This window comes from Sorangium sp. So ce295, assembly GCF_051527405.1.
GTDB classification, from domain to species: Bacteria; Myxococcota_A; Polyangia; order Polyangiales; family Polyangiaceae; genus Sorangium; species Sorangium cellulosum_B.
The window spans coordinates 1,711,052-1,730,400 of record NZ_CP150324.1; the positions used below are offsets into that span (position 1 = coordinate 1,711,052).

14 protein-coding genes and 2 pseudogenes are annotated in these 19,349 nt (G+C 68.0%); 8 read left to right on the forward strand and 8 right to left on the reverse strand.

Going from position 1 to position 19,349, the window contains the following annotated elements; genetic code table 11:
- The first annotated feature begins 19 nt into the window (after positions 1-19).
- Both WMF11_RS06430 and WMF11_RS06435 read left to right on the forward strand, forming a co-directional pair.
- On the forward strand, positions 20-931 hold the full coding sequence (locus WMF11_RS06430; protein WP_437976800.1) for a LysR family transcriptional regulator: 912 nt from the start codon (positions 20-22) through the stop codon (positions 929-931).
- Positions 930-1,181 (forward strand): annotated as a pseudogene (locus WMF11_RS06435) (chromate transporter); the annotation flags it as partial. The gene WMF11_RS06430 and the pseudogene WMF11_RS06435, both read left to right, overlap by 2 nt.
- A 134-nt stretch (positions 1,182-1,315) precedes the next feature.
- Here the strand turns inward: WMF11_RS06435 and WMF11_RS06440 are convergent.
- From WMF11_RS06440 to WMF11_RS06470, 7 genes are all read right to left on the reverse strand, one after another.
- Positions 1,316-4,489, reverse strand: coding sequence for an efflux RND transporter permease subunit (locus WMF11_RS06440; RefSeq protein WP_437976801.1), 3,174 nt, complete (start codon positions 4,487-4,489; stop codon positions 1,316-1,318).
- Between the two features lie 12 nt (positions 4,490-4,501).
- On the reverse strand, positions 4,502-5,638 hold the full coding sequence (locus WMF11_RS06445; RefSeq protein ID WP_437976802.1) for an efflux RND transporter periplasmic adaptor subunit: 1,137 nt from the start codon (positions 5,636-5,638) through the stop codon (positions 4,502-4,504).
- A 149-nt stretch (positions 5,639-5,787) separates the two neighbouring features.
- Positions 5,788-7,119: a methyltransferase domain-containing protein gene (locus WMF11_RS06450; RefSeq protein ID WP_437976803.1), complete on the reverse strand. Its 1,332-nt coding sequence runs from the start codon at positions 7,117-7,119 to the stop codon at positions 5,788-5,790.
- Between the two features lie 31 nt (positions 7,120-7,150).
- Complete coding sequence (locus WMF11_RS06455) at positions 7,151-7,975, reverse strand: class I SAM-dependent methyltransferase (protein ID WP_437976804.1); 825 nt, start codon at positions 7,973-7,975, stop codon at positions 7,151-7,153.
- Between the two features lie 19 nt (positions 7,976-7,994).
- Entirely contained in the window at positions 7,995-9,584 is a 1,590-nt protein-coding gene (locus tag WMF11_RS06460) for an MFS transporter (RefSeq protein WP_437976805.1), read from the reverse strand.
- Positions 9,585-9,631: 47 nt separating this feature from the next.
- Positions 9,632-10,831, reverse strand: a complete 1,200-nt coding sequence (locus WMF11_RS06465; protein WP_437976806.1) for an FAD-dependent oxidoreductase — start codon at positions 10,829-10,831, stop codon at positions 9,632-9,634.
- A complete protein-coding gene (locus tag WMF11_RS06470; RefSeq protein ID WP_437907543.1) occupies positions 10,824-11,282 on the reverse strand; it encodes an Rrf2 family transcriptional regulator in 459 nt (152 codons plus the stop codon). Before WMF11_RS06470 ends, WMF11_RS06465 begins: the two co-directional genes overlap by 8 nt.
- Positions 11,283-11,415: 133 nt before the next feature.
- Between WMF11_RS06470 and WMF11_RS06475 the strand changes: the two genes are divergently transcribed.
- Genes WMF11_RS06475 through WMF11_RS06485 form a run of 3 tightly spaced genes read left to right on the forward strand, consistent with a single transcriptional unit; the run spans position 11,416 to position 14,525 of the window.
- Positions 11,416-12,624: an efflux RND transporter periplasmic adaptor subunit gene (locus WMF11_RS06475; protein WP_437976807.1), complete on the forward strand. Its 1,209-nt coding sequence runs from the start codon at positions 11,416-11,418 to the stop codon at positions 12,622-12,624.
- Between the two features lies 1 nt (position 12,625).
- Positions 12,626-13,846 carry an ABC transporter permease gene (locus WMF11_RS06480; RefSeq protein ID WP_437976808.1) on the forward strand — a complete coding sequence of 407 codons (1,221 nt, stop codon included), beginning with the start codon at positions 12,626-12,628 and terminating at the stop codon, positions 13,844-13,846.
- A complete protein-coding gene (locus WMF11_RS06485) occupies positions 13,839-14,525 on the forward strand; it encodes an ABC transporter ATP-binding protein (protein WP_437976809.1) in 687 nt (228 codons plus the stop codon). Before WMF11_RS06480 ends, WMF11_RS06485 begins: the two co-directional genes overlap by 8 nt.
- A 142-nt stretch (positions 14,526-14,667) precedes the next feature.
- Here WMF11_RS06485 and WMF11_RS06490 read toward each other — a convergent pair whose 3' ends face one another.
- A complete protein-coding gene (locus WMF11_RS06490) occupies positions 14,668-15,567 on the reverse strand; it encodes an AraC family transcriptional regulator N-terminal domain-containing protein (protein ID WP_437976810.1) in 900 nt (299 codons plus the stop codon).
- 174 nt (positions 15,568-15,741) lie between these two features.
- Between WMF11_RS06490 and WMF11_RS06495 the strand changes: the two genes are divergently transcribed.
- The 3 genes and pseudogenes from WMF11_RS06495 to WMF11_RS06505 all read left to right on the forward strand — a co-directional run.
- The gene (locus tag WMF11_RS06495) at positions 15,742-16,824 is read left to right on the forward strand and encodes an NAD(P)-dependent alcohol dehydrogenase (protein ID WP_437976811.1); all 1,083 of its coding nucleotides are present in this window, start codon (positions 15,742-15,744) and stop codon (positions 16,822-16,824) included.
- A gap of 368 nt (positions 16,825-17,192) precedes the next feature.
- On the forward strand, positions 17,193-18,179 hold the full coding sequence (locus WMF11_RS06500) for an AAA family ATPase (protein WP_437976812.1): 987 nt from the start codon (positions 17,193-17,195) through the stop codon (positions 18,177-18,179).
- An 803-nt stretch (positions 18,180-18,982) separates the two neighbouring features.
- Positions 18,983-19,279: pseudogene (locus WMF11_RS06505) on the forward strand (S8 family serine peptidase); the annotation flags it as partial.
- Between the last annotated feature and the right edge of the window lie 70 nt (positions 19,280-19,349).

Consider the following 19,349-nt stretch of genomic DNA (forward strand, 5'->3'; position numbering starts at 1 on the left):
TGGGTAGCGAAGCTAAACAATGCGTGACGAACTATCCGGGCTTCGAGCGTTCCTCTGCGTCGCCGAAAAGCGCAGTTTTCGGGCGGCAGCTGCCGAGCTGGGGGTGACGCCCTCGGCGGTGAGTCAGATCGTGCGCGCCCTCGAAGAGCGCGTCGGCGTGCGGCTGCTCCAGCGAACCACGCGCAACGTCGGGCTGACCGAGGCCGGCGAGCACTTCATCGCGCAGCTCAAGCCCGCCTTCGACGGGATCGACGTCGCGTTCGAGTCGCTCATGGCCAGGAACGGGAGGCCGTCGGGACTGCTCCGCCTCACGATGCTCCGGACCGGGTACAACGACGTCATCAAGCCCAAGCTCGCGGCCTTTCTCGCCGCGTACCCCGACATCCGCATCTACATCTGCCTCGAGGAGGCGCTGTCGAACATCGTCGCCGAAGGTTTCGACGCGGGGATACGCCTCGGCCAGAGCCTCGATCGCGAGATGATCGCCGTTCGCGTGAGCCCGGACCAGCGCCTCGTGGTCGTCGGCTCGCGGGACTACTTCGCGCGCCGGGGCAAGCCCACTCACCCGCGCGAGCTCCACGAGCACGAGTGCATCGGCCTGCGCATGTCGACGGGCGCGGTCGCCCGGTGGAAGTTCGTCGAGGGCGACAAGGAGCTGGAGCTGGCCATCGACGGTCGCGTGGTGACCAACGACGGATCGGTGTTGGTGGACGCTGCCGTCGAGGGCGTCGGGCTCGCGTACGTCTTCGAAGACATGGTGAGCGCGCTGGTGTCCGAGAAGCGACTCGTGCGGGTGCTCGACAGGTATTGCCCGAAGATCCCGGGCTACTTTCTCTACTATCCGAGCCGGGCGAACCTCGCCCCCAAGCTCGAGGTGCTGATCGACTTTCTGAAGAAAGGCGTCCTGGGCCGGCGAGGCGCGCGCGGATGACGACGCGCACTACGGCGACCTGGGCGCGCTCTGCCAGTTCCTCCCCGGCCCCGCGAGCAGTCAGGTCGTGTTCGCGCTCGGGATACAGCGTGCCGGCCTGCTCGGCGCGGTCGTCGCCTCGACGTGCTTCACGCTCCCGTCGGCGCTGCTCATGATCGGCTTCGCCCAGGGCGTCGCTCGCGCCTCCGCCCTGCACGACGCCGGCTGGCTGCACGGGCTGAAGCTCGCGGCCGTCGCGGTCGTCGCGCAGGGGGCCCGAGAACCAGAAGAAGCGCGTCGGCGGGTAGCTCGTGCCGGCCGCCTCAAGGAGGTCCTTCAGCGTGATCGGCTGCGCCCACGGTGAAGACGAGACCAGGATTCCAAACGGCCACGCCCACCACGCTCTCATCGGACGACCTCCACCGCGTTCGCGACGTCGGCGGCCACCTCGCCCCTGCCTGTCCCTTCGCGGAGGAACTCCGTCAGCTCCTGCTCTCCGCGATCTTCATGCGGCTCGCGTCTTCGGCGTGCGAACCACGCCGACACGTCGTCGAGGATGGAGTATGTGACGGGAGCAGCGAGGAGCGTCAGGACCAACGAGAGCGTCTGACCGCCGAGGACGATGCCCGCGGTAGCATGATTGACCTCCGAGCCGATGCCCTTCGCGAGCATCAGCGGGATCATCCCCGCTACGAACGCGAGGGTCGTCATGAGGATCGGGCGCAGCCTCTCGCGGTTCGCCTCCATGATGGCGTCGAGCCGCGTCATGCCTCGAGCGCGGAGTACGTTCGTCTGTGAGACTTGCAGGATCGCGTTCTTCTTCACGACGCCGAAGAGGACGAGCAGCCCCAGCCCAGAGAAGAGATTGAGCGACTGCTGGAATATCAGCAGGGAGAGCAGCGCGAACGGCACCGTCAGCGGCAACGTCACGAGGATCGAAATGGGGAGCACCCACGAGTCGAACTGAGCCGCGAGGACGAGGTACATGAAGATGAAGCCGAGGACGAAGACAAGCAGGAACGCCGGGCCGCTGCGTAGCTGCTCTTTGGTCTGCCCGAGCGGCATCAGCCGGCCGCCCTCCGGGAGCCCCTCGGCGGCGACGAGCCTGGTGATCGTTGCCATCGTGTCGCTGTCGCTATAGCCCGCGGCCGGGTTCGCGGTGATCGTCACTTGACGCTGGCGCGAAAGGCGGTCGATGACGGCAGGACCCTCGGCCTCGCTCAGCGCGACCACGCTCGACAGTGGTACCGAGCCGCGCTTCGACGACGGAACATCCACGGCGGCGAGCGCCTCTGGGCTCGCTCTCCACGCGGCTTCGCCGCGCACCTGCACGTCGTACTGCTCACCAGATTCCGCGTACGTGGAAGCCTTGAGCCCCGCGACGAACAGACGGAGCGTCTCCGAGATGTCCGCGACGCGAACCCCGAGATCTCCCGCACGGTCTCGATCGACTCGCGCCCGGACCTCAGGCTTCCCGAGAACGAGCGAGCTGTCGACGTCGACCGCCGTTGGGGACCTCCGCAGCTCTGCGACGATTCGCTCGCTCTTGGCCGTGAGCTCCTCGAGATTGGAGCCGGTGATCGCATAGCTGACGCGCGCTGTGGACGAACCCGTGCTGAACGCTTGGACCTCAGCCACGCCCAGGCGCAGCTCCTTCGGGTAGCTCGGGAGGAGCCTCGTGCGCACCGTATCCATCAGCGCCATCTGGCTGTGCTCGCGCCGCGACGGGTCCGAGAGGAACGCCCTGACCTTCGCGAGGTTCGCCGTCTGCTGCGGATCCTCGGCGACCGTTGTGAGCGTGTGCTCCACGCCCGGAAGGCTACGAACGTCGAGCGCGATCCGCTCCGCGATCAGCTGCGTTTCCTCCAGAGAGCTCCCCTCGGGGGCGCGAATCGAAACTTCGAACTCCCCTCGGTCCTGAGGCGGCATGAAGCCGGCAGGGAGGCCGCGCATCATCGGGCCACACGACCCAAGGGTGGCGACCATGGTCAGCACCATCACCCATCGATGCGTCATCACCCACCTGAGAGCCCGCAGGTACACGCGTTCCATCGGCACGTAGACCGTGTCGACGACCCGTGCGAGCAGCGGCGTTCCGCGATCGCTCGTGAGCATGCGCGAAGCCATCGCGGGCGTGAGCGTGAAGCTGACGAGCATCGAGACCGCGATGCTGATCGCCATCGTGATGCCAAAGCTGCTAAGGAAACGCCCGATGATTCCGCTCATCATCGCGACCGGAACGAACACGGCCAGGAGCGAGAACGTCGTCGCGAGGACGGCGAGACCGATCTCCCTGGTGGCCAGGACCGCCGCCATGAAGGGCTTGCGATTCTTCTCCTTGATCCAGCCAACGATGTTCTCCAGGACGACGATCGCGTCATCGATCACGATGCCGACCGCCAGCGCGAGCGCGAGCAGCGTCAAGAAGTTGAGCGTCAGGCCCAAGGCCTCCATGACAGCGAACGTGCCGATCACCGAGATTGGGATGGAGATCGCCGCGATCAGCGTGCTCCGCGCGTCGCCCAGGAACACCAACACGACGAGGGCCGCGAGGAGGCCACCGACGATCAGGTGCTCCAGGAGCGCGCGCGTGCCATTGCGGATGATCGTCGAGTTGTCACGAATCAGCTCGACAGCTACGTCGGATGGGAGGGAACCTCGAATGTCGTCCAGCTGGGCCTTCACGGCATCGGTCACCGCGACGGTGTTCTGCCCCGCCTGCTTCACGACCGAGAAGACCACCGTTCGCTCCGAGTCGAGCTGCGCGAAGGAGCGCGCGTCCTCCTCTGCATCCTCGACGCGAGCGACATCCTCGACGCGAACCGTGCCGTCGTTCACCTGCCGAACGACGATTCGAGCAAGCTCCCTCGGTGAGGCGACCCGGCCGTCGACGCGGAGCGTCGCCGAGAACGGTCCAGCGACGAGATTACCTCCCGGCGCTGCTTGGCTTTGAAGGCCGATCGCGTTGAACACCTCCGTTGCGGTGACGCCGCGTGCGCGCAAGGCAACTGGATCGAGCCACACACGAAGTTGGCGCTTCCGGCCGCCGATCATGTTGACTTGCCCGACGCCCGCGATGGTCTCCAGGCGTCGGCGGACGACCTTGTCCGCGAGCTCGGTGGTCTCGCGAATCGGTCGATTCGATCGTACCGCGAGGAGCGCGACTGGCGCCGCCGTCGGGTCAACCTTTGCCACGACCGGCGGCTCGATGCCCTTCGGGAGGTCTCCCAGGACTCCCTGGACCTTGTCACGTACCTCCTGTGCCGCACCGTCCGCGCTCTTGCTGAGGTCGAAGGTGACGACGACCATGCTGACGCCCTCGGCCGATGTAGAGCGAAGCTCATCCACGCCCGCGATCGTGTTCAGAGCCGCCTCGAGCTTGTCGCTCACCTCAGTCTCGACCTCCTGGGGCGCCGCGCCCGGCAGTCGCGCGGTGACGATCACGATTGGGATATCGACCGACGGGAACTCATCAACTCCGAGCCCGCGATAGCCCGAGGCACCGAGAACGACGACGAGGAGCATGAGCACGGCCGCGAATACAGGCCGACGAACGGAGATCAGCGCAAGCCATTGCATCGTCGTTGTTCCTCACTCGGCGAACAGCCCGTTCTTCACTTCTTCACCAGGCTCACGCACGATTCGCTCGTCGCGGGAGACCCCCTTCAGCACAGCGACTTCGTCACCGACCTTCGGCCCGAGCTGCACGGCCCGCTCCTCGATCCGGCCATCGCGCACGACGAAGACGCGACTGGCGCCCTCGCGAACAACCACCGCCGACGAAGGCACGACGGACGCCGATTTTGTTCCCAACTGGAACTCTACCGTCGCGAACATTCCGGGGCGCAACAGGTGGCCGTCGTTGAGCACGGTCGCCTCGGCGATCACGTCCCGAGTCTCTGACCGAACTACGGGCGATACTCGGGCAAGCGTTCCGGAGAAGGTCCGAGTCCCGTAGGTGGCGACACGAAACGTAAGCGCCGCGCCTCTCTTCAGACCGCCCAGATGGATCTCAGGGACGGAGATGCGGAGCCGGAGCTCGTCGAGCGAGACGAGCGTCGCGATCCTCGTCGTCGGCGTGACGAACTGCCCCACCTCGACGAAGCGCTCGACGAGGTGACCATCCATCGGCGCGCGGATGGTGCCGTCTGACACGTACTGCGCCGCCATGGTAGCCTGGACCTGGGAGGCGACCATGGTGCCCTTGGCGATCTTGCACTGCCAGCTTTGCCTCTCCCACTCTGCCATCGGAACTGCGCCCGACGCCGCGAGCGTCTCCGTGCGGGCGCACTCTTGCGCCTGGAGCTCCGCCTGGTCGCTGGCCACCTTGGCTTGGGCGTTCGCGACGCCTGCTTGCAAGGCGACGAGGCGCACATCGAGCTTGGCCAGCGCGGCGTGCTTCTCGACCGGATCGCCCCGTTCTCCGTGGACGGCAACCACGCGGCCCGTCGCATTGGCTGCGATGTCGTTGACGGTCGTCGCCTCGAGCGCGCCAGTGACCAACAACGTGTCCGGGATCGGCTTGGTGACGGCGCCGACCGTGTCGACCTTCAGCCGCTTCGGCGCCGACGCGTGCACCTCGGTCCTCTCTTGCTGGCAGCCGCTCGTGGCCAGCCAGGCCGCCATCGCGACGGCGAGGGCGGCGCGCCCAAGCCATGAGCGCCCCAGGCTCGCGAGGTTGGTTCGTCGCCACAGCGCCTCGCCCTGCGAAGGGTGTCCCGTGGACACCGCCGGCGAACGTCCTTCCGGCGAGGTCGGCGGACGCAACTCGCAACTTAGATTGTTGCGTGATCGGGCGCGCGAAAGCGGGGAAAGCGGGGATGGAGACCGCTTCCAGCCCGGGTTTGCTGCACACCGCCTTGCATCAGAGAGGATGCTCATGGGTCACGCTCCAGCGCGGTTTTGATTTCCTGGTGAAGGGAGGCCGACGCGGGGTTCTCTTCGAAGCTGACAGTCCTCAAGACGGAGTTATGAGCGACGCCGGCTCGCACCGCCTCCGCACCGGAGTCGCCGATCTCGTTGTGGCTCAGGCGCAGGATCCTGAGTGATGCGTTGTTGCGAAGCGCACCGCCGATGCTGGCCGCGCCGGCATCACCGATGTGGTTGTGGTTGAGGCTCAGCGCGATGACGGAGCTGTTGAACGCAAGTGCTCCCCCGATCGCAGCGCCGCCGATGTCACCGATCTGGTTGCGACCCAGCCCCAGCTCGACCAGCGACTGGGATGAGCGAAGCGCCTCTCCGATCGCCGCAGCGCCAACGTCGCCGACCCGGTTCTCGTTGAGGCACAGCGTCGTCAGGGATGCGTTCGACCTCAAGGCGTCGCCGAACGCCTTCCCACCAGCATCGTTGATCTCGTTGTTGAACAGCCATAGCTCTCTGAGCGCGCTGTTGGTGAGCAGAGCATTTGCGATCGCCACGCCGCCCATGTCTGTGATCTGGCATCCGCCCATCGTCAGGATGGAGGTCGTGCTGGTCTCGAGCGCTCCAGCGATCGCCGCCACCTCGCTCTGCTGGAGTGCGCCAGCGACCGTCACCTCGACCTGCCCCGCGTGGAGCCGGTCCACCGCCTCCGCTGCGCTCACCGTCACGGCGTCCCGCCTGCAGACGACCTTGATGAATGGCAGGGTCGCGCCGTCACCCGCGGGCTCGTCGAACTCGGAGAGCTCAACCAATCCGTACGGGCCGAACTCTCGCTTCACCGACTCAGCGTCGTAGAAGTACATCGGAAGCCCAGGCAGGCGCTCGTACCAGTCGTCACCGAGTCTTGGCCCCTGTCCGTACATCGGGGCCTTCTTCGAGATGACCGTGAAGACCATGTGTCCACCGGGCGCGAGCTGGCGGTAGCAGTCACGAATGAGCTTCCGGCGGCCGCGCGCGTCCAGAAGGTAGACGAGCCCATGGCAGAAGACGCCGTCGTACTTTCGGCGGTCGAAGGGCATGTCCGCGACCGAGCCGTGGACAATCGGGATCTCGAGCCCGAGGCGCGAGCGAGCGAGCTCGATCGCCGTCTCCGAGATTTCAATCCCCGCCACAGACATCCCGCGTTCGAGGAACGGTCTGGCATTTCTCCCGTAGCCGATGCCAGGTATCAGGACGCTCTTTGCGCCAGAGTGGTTGAATATGTCGCGCGCCGCCGAGGCCGACGTCGTCGGCGCGAGACCCCACATCAGTTGCTTCTTGTTGAACGCACTTTCCCAGAATTCGGTCACGATGTCTCACTCCTTCTTCGTGCTGAAGCGCTCATGGTCTTTGGTGCGCCTCCACGATGTATTGGTCGGGCAGGACGACCGGCGAGACGCCGGCTGAGAGGCCCGCGCTCTCGAGCGCCGCGATGACCGCTCCAGGCGCGACGCGCATCTCCTCCGGCGGACCGCGGTGAGCAGAGAGCTGGAAGTCCACGACGAACAGCCGACCACCGGGCTTGAGCGCAGCCGCGAGGTCGCGTGCGTACGCATCGCGGTCGCCGAGGTGGTGCCAGACGTGCACGACGAGGATGCGGTCAACGCTGCGGGCCGCAAGGCCCGAGGCCTCGGGCGTGCCTTGGATGGCGCGCAGGTTTGTGAGGCCTTCGCGGCGCGCGCGCTCACTCAGGAACCGCACCATGTCGGGTTCGATGTCCGTCGCGATCACCTCGCCCCGGGGGACCAGCCGCGAGAGCCGCACGGAGAAGTACCCCGTACCTGCCCCGACGTCGGCGACCGTCATCGCGGACTCGAGCTCCATGGCGCGCAGCACCTCGCCGGGGCGCTGCCAGTCGTCACGTGCAGGATCGTCGAGCACCTTGGTCCAAACGTCGGCGTCAGCGAAGACGTGGTGATGCCCTCCCGTCGAGCGACTCTCGTGGGGATGCGCAGCATCTGCGTGACGTCGCGCGTCTTGGGCCGTGGTCGGCGTCGGGGCTCGATTCGCCGCCGAGCTGCACCCAGCAGCGAGGGCAGCCGCAATGAGGGTTGTATTCAGATGCCGCATCGGCTTCTCGCTTTCTGAGCGCTCTTCAGGCGGCTCGGTTTGGTGCTCGTGTCGGGGTTCATCGCGCCTTCGGTCCTCGGCGTGGTCGCGGTTCATCTCGGTGGCGTCGCTGGGGTCAGGCCTCGCCCATCGGCGCGCTCGCTGCTGTCGGCGGACTCTCCACTGCGGTGGTTGCTGCTTCAGGACCGCGTATCAGCACGTAGATGAACAGGACGGCCATCACGATGACCCCGACCCACATTGCCTGCCGCCAGCCTTCGACGAATGCTTCCTGCGCCGCGCGGACAAGCGATGGCGAGTGAGGCGCTGCTCCCTCCGCCGCGGCGAGCGCGTTGGCGATGCCTCGGCGGGCGGCCTCGGCGGCTGCGGTTGGGACCGCGGGCAACCTGGAGTCGATGGCGCTCCGGTACCCTGCCGTGAGGATCGCGCCGAGGAGCGCGACGCCGAGCGCGGTGCCGAACTCCCTCGTGATGTCGTTGAGCGCGGACGCGACGCCTTGCCTCTCACGTGGCAGTGACACGGTGATCGCCTCGGTCGAGGGGGTCATCGACAAACCCATGCCGAGCCCCACCGCGAGCATGCCAGGCAGAACCGAGAGGTAGCCGCCGTCCACGGAGACCAGCGCCGCCATCATCCCGAGGCCAGCAGCTCCAAGGAGAATCCCGGACACCATCGTCAGGCGCGCGCCGACCCGCGCGGCCATGCGCGGCGCAAGTCCAGAGGAGGCCATGCTGAGGACAGCCATCGGCATGAGCGCGACGGTGGAGCGAAGCCCCGACCACCCGAGTACCGCCTGAAAGTACGGGTAAAGCGCGATGAAGATGCCAGCTTGCACGCCGAACACCGCGAGCAGGGACAAGGAGCCGCTGGTCAGGCCCCGCTTCCGAAAGAGCCTGAGGTCGAGCAGCGGCGCCTCTCGGCGTAGCTCCCACACCACGAAGCCGAGGGCGCCCGCGGAGCCGACGACGAGGGTCAGCAGAGTACTGGGCGACGACCATCCGCGCTCCGGCCCCTCGTGCAGGAGGAAGATGAACCCGACCACCGCGACGACGGAAGTCATGGCGCCGAGGACATCAAAGGTGCCTCGAGGGGCATCGCGCGAGTTGGGAACGGAGCGCGTGACCATGATGGCAGCGGCCAGCACGAGCACGACGGGCAGGACGAAGAGCCATCGCCAGTTCGCGACGTCGACCAGCAGCGCCGACAGGAACATGCCGAGGATGCCGCCTCCGCCCGCGACAGCAGACCAGACGCCGATCGCCTTGGATCGCTCTTCCGCCGGAAACGTGGATGTGATGACCGCGAGCGTTACGGGCATGATCATGGCCGCGCCGACGCCGCTGAGAAATCGCGCCACGAGCATCACGCCGGAAGAGGGAGCAAGCCCCGCAGCGGCGTTCGCGAGGCCGAAAACCACGAGGCCGGCGATCAGGACTGGTTTGCGGCCCCAGCGGTCGCCGATGGCGCCGAGCGGCAGCAGCAGCGCGGCCAGCGTGACCGCGTAGATGTTGATCATCCAAATGACGTCGCTCTGTGAAGCGTCGAGCGCCACGGCGAGCTGCTGTTGCGCGACGTTGAGCCCCGAGACGGACGCAATCACTGCCATGAGGGCGACACACACACCGGCCAAGATCGCGCGACGCTGAGCGGGGGTGTGGATGAGTGGATCGGCAGTGCCAGACTGTGCGGTCGGATTCGTCTTCATCGTTTGTCTCACGGCACTTGGGAGTGCACGGGAATCGGGTATCGCGATTACCGGTCAGAGGAAGGGACACTGGGCGAGGTGTCGCCAGCGCCGCGCCCGACGGGCTCCGCGTCCTCGCCGAATTCTCCGGAGGCCGCGCTCATCGCGAGATCGACGTTGATCATCGCCGCGGCGCGAGCGCCGGCAGCCGCTGCCCAGATCGCGCCCTGCATCCGCGTGGTGAGGTCGCCTGCAGCGTAGACTCCCGGCATGGACGTCTCGCCTCTCATCGGGTCAGCGCGAACGTAGCCGTGCTCGTCGAGGGTCAGGCCCAAGGAGCCAACCAGCTCCACCTGGCGCTGCGCGGGATGCGTGAAGATGACAGCACAGCGCACGATGGATCCGGTCGACAACTCCACCGCTTCGAGGCGACGCTCCCGGGTGATGAATCGCCGCACCGGATCGGTCTCGATGCTGATTCCTGCGGCTCGGAGCCGCGCGCGGGTCTCCGCCGGAACGTCGAAGGTCCCGCTTGTGAACACGACGACGTCGCGCGTCCATCCGCGCGCCTGCAGGGCAAACGGAAGGAGCATCTGCGCGTCCGACGCGGTGACCAAGTATCCCCACCGCTGGTCCTGCACCTCCCAGCCGTGGCAGTAGGGGCACTGAAAGATGGCGTGCCCCCAGAGCTCGTCGAACCCTTGGATCGGAAGTCGCTCGTCGAGCATCCCGGTGCACAGCAGAACGCGCCGCGATCGGGCGACGCCCGACGTCAGACCGATCTGGAACGCGTCACGTGCCCCCGAGACGGACACGACCCGGACCTCCTGGACGTCCACGCTCGGGTAAGCAGCGAGCTGCTCACGACCGATCCGCCGGAACTCCTCGGGGGATGTCCCGTCTCGCGTGACGAAGTTGTGGATGTGTTCTGCTGCTGCGTTTCGTCGCGAGCCAGAATCACAGAGCAGAACGCGCTTACGCGAACGCCCGAGGGTCAGCGCAGCGGCGAGGCCACCAGGTCCGCCTCCGACGATGACGACGTCGTACGGCGGTGCCGATCGTTCGGATGTGTTCGTCGGGCGGACTGCAACCCCTGACGCTGTCGCGCAGCCGGGAGCGACGATCGCAGCCCCGAGAAGAGCGCCCGCCTGGAGGAAGTCACGCCGTGAGACGTCCCCGTTGCCGGCCTCGCCCGTGCCGCTCCTTGTGACTCCCGCAGGAACGGCGCTCTCGACGAGGCTCTCGTCGTCCACCTTGCCGCTATTCATGCTTCCTCCCGCCGCTGCAGGCGCCACGGAGAGCGACCCGATTCCGCACGTCCTCGCCCAGCGTCGCGAGCGTCACCTCGCCGAGGCGCTCGAGAAGGAGCGCCTCCGCAGCATCAAAGGACTTGCCAAGCGCCGCGTTGACCGCCTGTTCAACGACGCACCCGGGGGCCTCCGTTCGGTTCCCGATTGCGAGCAGCGATGGCGAGCCAAGCGCGTCGTAGATGTCGCGCAGAGTCACCTTCGCCAGATCGCAGGACAGGACCCATCCCCCGCCATGTCCCTTCTCCGACTGGACGTAGCCGCGGTCACGGAGACCGCCCATGACGCGCCGGATCACCACCGGGTTGGTGTCCATGGCCTTCGCCATGTGCTCGGACGTCAGGGGGCCCTTGTGCTGCGCCATGTGCAGCAGGACGTGAAGCACGCCCGAAAGTCGGCTGTCTCGTCTCATGTAACTTACTATGTTGCATGAGTGGGCCGTCGTCAAGGGGAGGAGCAGGGCTGCCCGTCGAGCGACCGACGACCTCGAGTCCGCATGACGGGCCTCGCTGGCCGCGCCGGTTCGGTGATAGACGGTTCGGCAGATGAGGACGCTCCTTCGGCGCCCTGGGCTCTGGATCCTGATCGCGTTGCTCGCGGTCTCCACGATCGTGATGGCGGTGCGTGCGCGTGGACCCAAGGTGAAGGTCGCCGTGGCCGCTCGAAGGAACCTCGAGCAGCGCGTCGTCGCGAGCGGACGGGTGAGGGTGCCGACGCGCGTCCAGGTCGCGGCGCAGGTCCCGGGCCTCGTCGTCGCGGTCGGCGCGATCGAGGGGCAACGCGTGAAGGCGGGCGATCTCCTCGTGCAGATCGACGACGCCGAGGCGCGCGCGGCGGTGTCGCAGGCGAAGGCCGCCGTCGACCAGGCGAGCGCGCGGGTCGAGCAGCTCCGCCGCGTCGGCGCGATCGTCGCGACGGAGGCGCTCCGTCAGGCGGAGACGAACCTCGAGCGCGCCGAGGTCGAGCTCGCGCGGGTGCGAGAGCTCTCGGCGTCGGGGGCGGTCGCTCAAGCCGAGCTCGACAACGCCCAGCACAGCGTCGAGCTCGCGCGCGCGCAAAAGGTCGCGGCGGAGGCGCAACGTATCGCGTCGACCCCGATGGGCGCGGACTCCCGCGTCGCGCTGACCGCGCTCCTCCAGGCGCAGGCGCAGCACGTCGGCGCGACCGTTCGCCTCGCGCAGACGCGGATCGTGGCGCATCAGGACGGCGTCGTGCTCACGCGCTCCGTGGAGCCCGGCGACGTCGTGCAGCCGGCGCGGACGTTGATTGTGCTCGCCGCGGACGGGAGCCCGCAGCTCGTCTTTCAGCCCGATGAGCGGAACCTCGCGTGGATCGCGCTGGGGCAGAGGGCGCGCGCGTCCGCGGACGCCTATCCGCAACAGGTGTTCGACGCCGAGGTGAGCTACATCGCGCCTTCCATCGATCCGCAGAGAGGCAGTGTCGAGGTGCGCCTCGCGGTGCCGCGCGCGCCGGCCTTCCTCTTGCCGGACATGACCGTCTCCATCGATCTCTCGGTCGCTCGGCGCGAGAGCGCGCTCGTCGTTCCGAGCGACGCCGTGCGCGACGCGGCGACGCCGGCGCCCTGGCTGTTCGCCGTCGAGGGCGATCGCCTCGTGCGCAAGGACGTGAAGCTGGGCATTCGCGGAGAGGGCGCCGTCGAGGTCGTCGAGGGCCTCGGCGAGGGGAGCGTCGTCGTGCTGCCGGACGGGCGGATCCATGCGCCGGGCCAGCGCGTGCGCGCGGAGCTCGATTGAGATGCCGTTCGAGTGGTTCGTGGCGCTCCGTTACCTGCGCGACGCGAAGGGGCAGACCGCGCTGATCCTCGCGGCGGTGTCGGTGGGCGTGAGCGTGATTGTCTTCCTCTCCGCGCTGATCAACGGCCTCCAGGTGTCGCTCATCGACAAGACGCTCGGCTCGCAGCCGCACATCACGTTGCAGGTGCAGCGCGAAGCGGCGCGCCCGCTCGTCGACCCCTCGAACGATCTCGCCGTCGCGCGCTCCGTGCAGCCCGCGCCGCAGCGCCTTCGCTCCATCGACCAGTGGCCGCTCGTCATGGCCGACGCGGAGCGCACCGCCGGCGTCGTCGCCGCGTCGCCGGCGATCGTGGGCGCCGGCTTCGCCGTCCGCGCCGAGGCGAAGAACGCCGTCGTCGTGCGCGGCGTCGATCCCGAGCGCTTCCTCGCGATCATCGACGTCCGGAGGCGCATGCGCGCGGGCCGGTTCGACGTCGCCGGGGGCGACGTGGTCATCGGCGCCGTGCTCGCGGGCGAGCTCGGCGTCGGCGTCGGCGACAAGATCCGGATCACGACGACCGAAGGGATCGACGATGTCGTCGCGATCACGGGCGTCTTCTCGCTCGGCAACGAGGCGGTCGACAGGACGTGGGTGATCACGTCGCTCCGCAGGGCGCAGACGCTCTATGCGCTCCCCGGCGGCGCGACCTCGATCGAGCTCAAGGTCGCCGACGTGTTCGCCGCCGAGACCGTCGCGGGCGAGCTGCGCGGGAGGACGGGGCTGAAGGCGGACAGCTGGATGAAGATCAACGCCGAGCTGCTCACCGGCCTCTCGGCGCAGAGCAGCTCGAAGAGCATGATCCAGTTCTTCGTCGTCCTCGCGGTCGCGCTGGGGATCGCGAGCGTGCTCATCGTGTCGGTCGTCCAGAAGTCGCGCGAGATCGGCGTCCTCCGCGCGGTCGGCACGTCGCGGGGCCGCGTCCTGCGCGTCTTCCTGATCCAGGGCGCGGTCCTCGGGCTCCTCGGGTCGTTCGTCGGATCGGCGCTCGGGGCGCTCCTGTCGAAGCTCTTCGAGGGCCTCGTGCGCGGGCCCGACGGCGCCCCGAAGTTCCCCGTGCAGCTCGATCTCGAGCTCTTCGTGCTCGCGACCGCCCTCGCGGTCGGCGTGGGGCTCCTCGCCGCCGTGCTGCCGGCGCGGCGCGCCTCGAGGCTCGATCCGGCGTCGGCGATCCGCAATGGCTGATCCGCTGCTCGTCGTCGAAGGCGTGGTGAAGGAATACGGCCAGGCCGTCGTCTCGCGCGCGCTCGACGGCGTCGATCTCCGGCTCGAGAAGGGCGAGTTCGCCGCGCTGATCGGCCCGTCCGGCTCCGGCAAGAGCACGCTGCTCAACATCATCGGCCTGCTCGACCGGCCGACGCGCGGGCGCGTGGTGGTCGACGGCAAGGACACGACGGGGCTCGACGAGGCGAGCCTCACCCGGCTTCGCGCGCGGACGCTCGGCTTCGTGTTCCAGTTCCATCACCTCTTGCCGATGTTCACCGCGCTCGAGAACGTGATGCTGCCCGCCTGGGGCGACGAGGGATTCCCTTCGTCGACCATGAAGGCGCGCGCGGCCGAGCTGCTCGGAGCGGTGGGGCTCGCCGATCGGATGAACTTCAGGGCGACCGCGCTCTCGGGCGGCCAGCAGCAACGCGTGGCCATCGCGCGCGCGCTGTCGCGAAGGCCGCCGCTCGTCCTCGCCGACGAGCCGACAGGGAACCTCGACACCGAGTCGTCGGCCGAGGTCTTCGCGTTGATGCGCCGGTTCAACCGCGAGCTCGGCACGACGTTCCTCGTCGTCACGCACGATCCGCGCATCGCCGAGCAGTGCGAACGGGTGATCGAGATCGTCGATGGGCGCATCGCCAGCGACCGCGCGTGACGCGTGGTGGCCTGATTTGCCCCGGAGTGACTCACATGAAGGCGAAAAGGCGGGAAGATTATTGTTCTTTTCTTCCCGCCTTCCCGCCTTCATGTTCAAATTAGGCCAGCACCCCTGCTCGGCGGCCGAACGGATACCGCGCTCACGACGCGCGTGAAGCCTTGCGGAGATCGTTGCGCGGTGAAGTCCCGAACTGCCGCGTGTACTCCCGGCTGAACTGCGACAGGCTCGAGTAGCCGACGCGCATGCCTGCGGTCGTCACATCGAGGCCTTCGACCACGAGCGCCCGCCGCGCCTCCTGGAGCCGAAGCTGCTTCTGGTACTGGAGCGGCGATATCCCGGTGAGCGCCTTGAAATGGTGGTGCAACGACGACACGCTCATCCCGCTCACGCGCGCGAGCTCGTCGAGCCGGAGCGGCTCTGCGAAGTTCTCGCGCAGCCAGCGAGCCGCTGTGTGCGCCTTCGCCTCGCCGCTCTTGCCGGCGACCAGATGCAGCATGCGCTGGCCGCATGGGCCTCGAAGCAGGTGGTAGGCGATCTCCTCCTCGAACAGGGGTCCAAGCGCGGGAGCATCCCTTGGACGATCGAGCAAGCGCACGAGGCGGAGCGTCGCGTCGAGCAGCTCGGGGGGCGCTCGGTCGACCGCGACGCCGCGCACAGCGCTGCTGGTCTTCACGACCCGCTGCACGTCGATCCGGTCCAGCAGAGCGCCGATCCGTCGCGGATCGAGGGCGAGCCCGATGCCGAGGTTCGGACGGTCTCGGCTCGCCGTCGTGACCGAGGAGTGCACGGGCAAGTCGGCCGAGACGACGAGGTAGTCACCGACGCCGTAGCGGTAGGTGTCCGAGGCGAGCAAGAGGCTCTTCGCTCCTTGCGCCACGAGCGCGAAGCACGGCCACTGAACCGTGAAGTACGGCTCTGACGGGCGCGACTTCCGGCTGATGTGGAGGTTCGGGAGCACCGTCGTGAACTCGCCGTCGCTCGGCGTTTGGCTCGCGACGGCCTTCGCGATCTCGCCGAGCAGGATGGAAGAATCGTGCATGTAGCTCCTCTGGTCGGGCGCGTCGCCTTGCGCGCATGCTGCACTCCCTCTCGGGACGGTCAAGCCCTGCGGCGTCGCCTGTGCGCAGGAGCCTGAGTTGGCCTTGCAGGATCGGGCAAAAACTCTGGAGGAATGAGGCAGCGACGAGGGGTCGTCGCCGGCATGCTGAGCCGCATGAAGACCACCGCATCGAACCCGCGCATGGCGCGCGGCTACGCGACCGCCGGGGCAGACCAGCCGCTGCGCCCGTTCACCTTCGAGCGCCGCTCCCCGAACGACGAGGACGTCGTCATCGACATCGCGTACTGCGGCGTCTGCCACTCCGACGTCCACGCCGCGCACAACGCCTGGGGCATGTCCCACTACCCGATGGTCCCGGGGCACGAGATCACCGGCGTCGTACGCGAGGTCGGCAAGGCGGTCGCCCGCTTCAAGAAGGGTGATCGTGTCGGAATCGGCTGCTTCATCGACTCGTGCACGACGCAGGGCCACCGCGACCGAGATCACGAGCACTACCTGCCTGGCCTCGTGCTCACCTACAACGGCTTCGAGCCCGGCTCGAAGGCGCCGACCCTCGGCGGCTACTCCGACTCGATCGTGGTCAAGGAAGGCTATGTGCTGTCGGTGCCGGAGGCGCTGCCGCTCGACGCCGCCGCTCCGCTCCTCTGTGCGGGCGTCACGGTGTACTCGCCGCTGCGCAAATGGCAGGTCGGTCCGGGCGCGAAGGTCGCCATCGTCGGGCTCGGCGGGCTCGGTCACGTGGCCGTGAAGATGGCTCGCGCGATGGGGGCCGAGGTCACGGTCCTCTCCCGCACGCTCAAGAAACGCGACGACGCCCTGAAGCTCGGGGCCAAGGCCGTCTTCGCGACGGAGAGCCCGGCCACCTTCGCCGACCTCGCGAGCGCCTTCGACCTCGTGCTCTCCACCGTGAGCGGCGACGTGGACTGGAACGCTTACCTCGGGCTCATCAGGCTCGACGGCACCTTCATCACCGTCGGGGTCCCTGACGGACCGGTGCCAGTCAGCGCGTTCCCGCTCATCGTCGGCCGACGCCGGCTCGCGGGCTCGTACATGGGATCCATCAAGGAGACGCAGGAGATGCTGGACTTCTGCGCCCGCCACGGCGTCACGGCCGACATCGAGATCATCGCGATCCAGGACATCAACACCGCATTCGCGCGCGTGGCGAAGAGCGACGTTCGCTACCGCTTCGTCATCGACCTCGCGTCGCTCGACAAGGAAGGACGTGCATCCTGAAGGAGCTGGCAGGCCCTCTGTGCAAGTGTTACCGAGCACCGTCGTTGATGCCGATGGTGCGCGTGTGGATCCAGCTCTTTGATGGCGGGGCGCTCGACCTACCGGAGAACACCATCGTCGAGGCGGATCAGGCGTGATGACGGGGGCGTCCAGCCGGTCAGCGAGCGCGGCCTGCGCGAGGCGGTGCTCGGGACGGTCGACTGGCAGGAGCAGCGGCGGCGGTGGGAGGGGCTCAAGGCGGGGCTGCCAGACGGCGCCGGGCTTGGGCCGAAAAGGTGCGGTTGCTTGATTTTAGGAGCAAAATCTTGAAGGGCTCGTGCGCTTCCGATGGCTCCGGGTCGGGGGCTCGGGGTACAACGCAGGACGCCATGGCCACCGCGGACCAGGTGAAAGCGCTCATTCGAAGCCACGCCGATGGCGACGACACGCGCTTCTACGCGATCGCCATGCAGGTGGCGGCGCAGGCGGCACGGAGCGGCCACGGCAAGTTCGCCCAGGAGCTGCGCGAGCTCGTCGATCAGGTGAAGGCGCGCGCGAAGGCGACCGAGCCCGTCCGAGGGCCCAAGCCCGTCCCGCTCGCGCAGCCCCGAGGCGAGCTCGCGGGGCTGCTCACGGTCGGCTACCCGAAGACGCGCGTGGCCGACATGGCGCTCACCGATGCGCTCCGCAGGCGCCTCGAACGCGTGCTCACCGAACAGCGTGAACGCGACCGTCTCCGCGAGCACGGGTTTTCGCCCATGCGGAAGCTCCTGCTCGTGGGCCCCCCCGGGACCGGCAAGACGATGACCGCGGCGGCGCTCGCGGGTGAGCTCGGCCTGCCGCTCTTCAGCATCCAGCTCGACGGACTCATCACCAAGTACATGGGCGAGACGGCCGCCAAGCTGCGCGTGGTCTTCGACGCGATCCAGGCCACGCGTGGCGTGTACCTGTTCGACGAGTTCGACGCGCTCGGTGGCGAGCGCGGCAGCAAGAACGACGTCGGCGAGATCCGGCGCGTCCTCAACTCCTTCTTGCAGTTCCTTGAGCAGGACGAGTCCGACAGCCTCGTGCTCGGAGCAACCAACCACGTCGGGCTGCTCGACCGCGCGCTCTTCCGCCGCTTCGATGCGGTCCTCGGGTACGCGCTACCCACGCCGGAGATCGCGACGCACGTAATGCGCAGCCGGCTTGCTCTCCTCGACACGAGCAACATCGATTGGAGCGTCGCAGCGAAGGCAGCCGACGGGCTGAGCCATGCCGAGATTGCGATGGCGTGCGAGCAGGCCGCGAAGAACGCCATCCTCGACCACACCACTGCCGTGCGCGACGCGGAGCTCGTGGCCGCGCTCGAGGAACGACGCAGCACGCACGCGTAGCGGGCACACGGGGGGACTGACGCGTGGCCGCTCCTCGCAACCGCAAGCACATCCTCGTCCCCGGTCATCCATCGACGGAGGCGTACAAGCCTCACCCGCGGAAGATCGCGGTCACCAAGCCGGCGCCACCCACGAGCCGCAGCAAACACGGCAAGGCTCTCGAGCGCGCGCTGAAGACCGCGGTCGCGGAGGCCGACCAGCGTCGCCGGGACGCGGGCATCGCGGTGCACGGTGCCGAGCCGGGCATCTACGTGCAGTTCGAGAGCCAGCCAGGCGCTCCACTCCAGATGAGCGCGCTCGAGGACGTCCGGCAGGGCATCGAACTGGTCGCCGTGAGCCACACCAAGACGGACGAGCCGGAACCTCGCCGCATCGAGCGCGCCACGGTCTTCGTGCCCGATGGGAAGGTCAAGCACTTCCTCGAGCGCTTCGAGAGCTACGCGAAGACAGCACCCAAGAAGAAGGGCGAGCGCCGGCACGAGAACATGCTCGACCCTGTGGCGACGCTGCGGCTCGCGACGCTCCGCGGGCTGTGGACGGACGCGGCCGAGGCCTACCCCGACGAGCATGAGGTCATCTGGTGGGAGGTGTGGCTTCGCCGACAGGATGGCGACGAGCTCGCGCGCTTGCTCGAGTTTGCCGGGCTCAAGCAGCTCGACGTGGCGCCCCGCCGCCTCCAGTTCGACGACCGCATCGTCACGCTGCTGCGCGCTTCACCCTCGCAGCTCGCTGCCTCCGTCGATGTGCTGAACGACGTCGCCGAGGTGCGGAAGGCCAAGGAGACGGCGACGGTCTTCGTCGACATGGGGCCGGACGAGCAAGGTGACTGGGTGAAGGAGCTCGTCGCGCGCACGGCGCCGCCACCCGCGGACGCGCCAGCCGTGTGTCTCCTCGACACGGGCGTGAACCGCGGACACCCGCTGCTCGAGCCGTCGCTCGACGCCGCGGATTGCCAGGCCTGCGATCCGTCCTGGGGAACCCATGACCACGACGGCCACGGCACCGAGATGGCCGGGCTTGTGCTCTACGGCGATCTCGCGCCGGTGCTCGCCGGATCGTCGCCGCTTGCGCTCCGGCATCGCCTCGAGTCGGTGAAGATCTTGCCGCCGAACGGCCAGAACCCGCCCGAACTCTACGGTGCCGTCACGGCCGAGGCGGCAGCCGTGCCGA

Coding starts and splice junctions, on each gene's coding strand:
- WMF11_RS06460 (WP_437976805.1), bottom strand. CDS start 9,584: ATGAAGACGAATCCGACCGCACAGTCTGGCACTGCCGATCCACTCATC.
- WMF11_RS06465 (WP_437976806.1), bottom strand. CDS start 10,831: ATGAATAGCGGCAAGGTGGACGACGAGAGCCTCGTCGAGAGCGCCGTT.
- WMF11_RS06470 (WP_437907543.1), bottom strand. CDS start 11,282: ATGAGACGAGACAGCCGACTTTCGGGCGTGCTTCACGTCCTGCTGCAC.
- WMF11_RS06485 (WP_437976809.1), top strand. CDS start 13,839: ATGGCTGATCCGCTGCTCGTCGTCGAAGGCGTGGTGAAGGAATACGGC.
- WMF11_RS06440 (WP_437976801.1), bottom strand. CDS start 4,489: ATGCAATGGCTTGCGCTGATCTCCGTTCGTCGGCCTGTATTCGCGGCC.
- WMF11_RS06495 (WP_437976811.1), top strand. CDS start 15,742: ATGAAGACCACCGCATCGAACCCGCGCATGGCGCGCGGCTACGCGACC.
- WMF11_RS06500 (WP_437976812.1), top strand. CDS start 17,193: ATGGCCACCGCGGACCAGGTGAAAGCGCTCATTCGAAGCCACGCCGAT.
- WMF11_RS06480 (WP_437976808.1), top strand. CDS start 12,626: ATGCCGTTCGAGTGGTTCGTGGCGCTCCGTTACCTGCGCGACGCGAAG.
- WMF11_RS06475 (WP_437976807.1), top strand. CDS start 11,416: ATGAGGACGCTCCTTCGGCGCCCTGGGCTCTGGATCCTGATCGCGTTG.
- WMF11_RS06430 (WP_437976800.1), top strand. CDS start 20: ATGCGTGACGAACTATCCGGGCTTCGAGCGTTCCTCTGCGTCGCCGAA.
- WMF11_RS06455 (WP_437976804.1), bottom strand. CDS start 7,975: ATGAACCGCGACCACGCCGAGGACCGAAGGCGCGATGAACCCCGACAC.
- WMF11_RS06490 (WP_437976810.1), bottom strand. CDS start 15,567: ATGCACGATTCTTCCATCCTGCTCGGCGAGATCGCGAAGGCCGTCGCG.